This is a genomic window from Rhizobium sp. SEMIA 4085 (assembly GCF_013004495.1).
Classification (GTDB): domain Bacteria; phylum Pseudomonadota; class Alphaproteobacteria; order Rhizobiales; family Rhizobiaceae; genus Rhizobium; species Rhizobium gallicum.
In genome coordinates, this window is the sequence record NZ_JABEPH010000524.1 from 1 (window position 1) to 3,046 (window position 3,046).

At 62.5% G+C, this 3,046-nt stretch carries 3 protein-coding genes; all 3 read right to left on the bottom strand.

From position 1 onward, the window contains the following. Positions 1 to 108: 108 nt before the first annotated feature. A complete protein-coding gene (locus C9413_RS30320; protein WP_039845472.1) occupies positions 109 to 930 on the bottom strand; it encodes a hypothetical protein in 822 nt (273 codons plus the stop codon). Positions 931 to 1,028: 98 nt separating this feature from the next. Beyond that, entirely contained in the window at positions 1,029 to 2,180 is a 1,152-nt protein-coding gene (locus C9413_RS30325; RefSeq protein WP_039845471.1) for a Xaa-Pro peptidase family protein, read from the bottom strand. Positions 2,181 to 2,184: 4 nt separating this feature from the next. Beyond that, a complete protein-coding gene (pgeF, locus tag C9413_RS30330; protein WP_039845470.1) occupies positions 2,185 to 2,979 on the bottom strand; it encodes a peptidoglycan editing factor PgeF in 795 nt (264 codons plus the stop codon). Positions 2,980 to 3,046: the final 67 nt, after the last annotated feature.

The following is a 3,046-nucleotide window of genomic DNA, read 5'->3' on the forward strand; positions in this document are numbered from 1 at the left end:
CCTTGTGGCCCGCCTGTTGTCTGCCGATAGCCGCGCTTTTTAGCCAGCTTGCTTCCGAATGCAAGCGCAAAGGCGCCACAGGCTTTGATATTTGTAAAAAGCCTGTTGCTAACCGTCGCGCGTCTGCCGCCAGGAATTGAACTCGGTGATCGTTTTCGTGCCGATCTGCTGCATGACGGAGGCAGGAACCCCGACCCAGGGATCCTGTGCCGCGGAGGGCACCTTTTCCTGTCCCTGGATGCGGTGCAGGCGGGCCCCGCTGCCGTCGAGGATATCCCAGACGTAAACGACTGTCACGTTGCCTTCGTCGGTAAAGGCCGAGAGGTAACCCTTCAGGATATAGTCGCTGCTGGTGTCGTTCGAACTCTTGATCGAGAGACCGTACGAGCGCGCCTCGGCTCCAAGCTGGCGGGAAAGCGGCGTCACCGCTTGGACGGGAGCACCGATAATCGGCAGGAAGCGAACGGTGTTGCCGCCGATTGCGGACGAGGCGGCAGGATCGATGGCTGCGACCCGTTTTTGCTGGCGGGCAGGGGCCAGATTGCCCATGTCTTCTTCTTCCGCCTGCGCATTGGAAACCGGTTCGGCAAGCGTCCGGCCTTCGACAGGCTGCGAAGCTGCGGGCGAGGGTCCGCGCCGGGCAAGCGCGTCGGCCTGCTCCTGCATTGTCGTCGGCGGCGCGCCAGGGCCGGATCTGTAACTCTGATTGTTGTATGCCGGTTGATAGCCGGCCTGCCTGGATTCGCCAGCAAAGGCCCGCGGAGGCTCTGAGCCTGCCATGCGCTCGACTTCGCGCTGGGTCACCGGTGAGGAGCGGCCAAACGATGAGTCGCCAATATCGACTTGCGGTGTCAGTGCATCGGTGGTGTTGCAAGCGGAAAGCGCGGCCAGGCAGGCAAGGAGCATCGGCGCAGTCTGAGCTCGCGTCATCGCTGTCGTCGTCCTTCCCTCATTCGCATCAGCCCGCCTGATTTATGGGGGCGGGGGCTGCCCGCTGTCAATTCCGGATTCTTGCCGGTGATTGCCCGTCATGCGCCGATGAAATCGAGCGAGTGGCGGGAAAGCGTCCGCGGCGCATCCGTCGTCGTCAGGTAGGTTTGGCCAAGCGTCATGGCCGTTCCGGTGTCGGAATCGGCGATGATCATGTGCACGAAGAGCGACATGTTCGGCTCGATCGGCTGCGGATTCCCGACATGGAACATCTGATGTTCCATCCAGGACGGCGAGAAGCGGGCGCCGAGGGAATAGCCGCAGGCGTTCAGCCGATGCCGGGCAAGCCCGCGCTCGTCCATGATCTTCGCATGCATGTCGAAGACGTCGCCGAAGGTGTGCCCCGGTTTCAGCACGGTTTCGATCGCCTGCAGGTTTTCCAGGCAGGCGTTATAGAGTTCGCGGTGGCGGTGCGTCGGCTCGCCGACGACGATCGTGCGCATCATGGCGGCGTGATAGTGGGCATAGGTGCCCGCCCATTCGAGCGTAAGCTGGTCGTTTGCATCGAGCTTGCGGCGGCCGGCCTTGTAGCGGCAGAGCAGGGCGTCCGTGCCGGAACCGATGATGTATTCGTTGGCGGGGTAGTCTCCGCCACCGGAAAAGACCGCACCCTGCATGGCGGCGAGGATGTCCGCCTCGTCGGCACCGGACTTGGTCAGCCTGATTGCGGCATCCAGAGCATCGTCTGCAAGGGCTGCGGCACGCTCGACATAGACCACCTCCGCTGGGCTTTTCACGAGGCGCAAGCGGCTGACGAGATAGGAGGCATCGACGATCTGGCCGAAGGTGGAAAGCTGGGCGTCAAGCAGGCGGGCAATTCGCCCGGTCATGCCGTGGGTGTCATATTCGACGCCGATCCGCGCGCCCAGCAGGTCCATATCGACCAGCAGGTTCCTGAGGTCGAGCGTCGGGTCGGCATTGACGCGGTCGACCCAGATGTGGATGTCTTCGAGGATCGACGTGTGCTTGGCCTGACGAAGGTCCGCAGAGCGGGTAATCAGCGACATCGTGCCATCGGCCTTGACCACCAGCGTCTGGAAGAAGCAGTAGCCGAAGGTGTCGTAGCCCGTCAGCCAGTACATGCTTTCCTGCGCGAAGAGCAGGACGGCATCGAGCTTTTCCGCGCGCATCTGGTCGGTAAGGCGCGTGAGGCGGCTTGCGAATTCGGCTTTTTCGAAATGCAGTGCCATTCGGTCAAATCTCCCTGATGCTGATCGCTGAAATCTGGCGGCCGTAGTCCGGCTCCTTATTATGTGTAGTGCGCCGGTACGAGAAAAAGCGCTCGCTGTCCGGATAGGTGCAAATGCCAAGGCTTTCGGCAAGCACACCCGCCTTCAACAGACGGTCGATGGTCAGCGCCGGAAGGTCGAACATCGCATGGCCCGACGTCTTCGAAGGAATGAAATAGCGCTCGTAAGACGAATCCTGTGTGACGAAGCGCTCGACGAATTCCGGGCCGACCTCATAGCTTGTCTGGCTGATCGAGGGGCCGAGGCAGGCGATGATGGTCCGGCGCTTCGCTCCAAGTCTTTCCATCGCTGCAACGGTGTTTTCCAGGACGCCGGTCAGTGCGCCTTTCCATCCGGCATGTGCGGCCCCGATCACCCGGTATTCCGGGTCGGCGAACAGGATCGGGCCGCAGTCGGCAGCAAGAACGCCGAGGACGATGCCAGGCGTTGCCGTGACCAGCGCATCGGCTTCGGGGCGCGTGCCGTCATAGCTGCTGTCGACGGTGACCGCGTCTGGCGAATGAACCTGGTGGACTGTCGCGAGCCTTTCCAAGGGCTGGCTGAACCAGGCGGCAACGCGACGGCGGTTCTCCATCACCTTTGCGCGGTCGTCGTTCGAGCCAAGCCCGACATTCAGGCCGCGATAGAGCCCTTCCGAAACGCCGCCCGCCCGTGTGAAATAGCCGTGGCGGATCGCTTCGCCGGCCGCTTCGTTCAACAGCGCGCTTTCGATCGGTGCGGGAGAGGCCGCGTCTTGCATCAGGCGTTCACGGGTGTTTGAACGGCGGCACTTGTCGCCACCCTGCCCTGCGACGCATTCGTGATTG

Coding starts and splice junctions, on each gene's coding strand:
- C9413_RS30320 (WP_039845472.1), bottom strand. CDS start 930: ATGACGCGAGCTCAGACTGCGCCGATGCTCCTTGCCTGCCTGGCCGCG.
- C9413_RS30325 (WP_039845471.1), bottom strand. CDS start 2,180: ATGGCACTGCATTTCGAAAAAGCCGAATTCGCAAGCCGCCTCACGCGC.
- pgeF (WP_039845470.1), bottom strand. CDS start 2,979: ATGCAAGACGCGGCCTCTCCCGCACCGATCGAAAGCGCGCTGTTGAAC.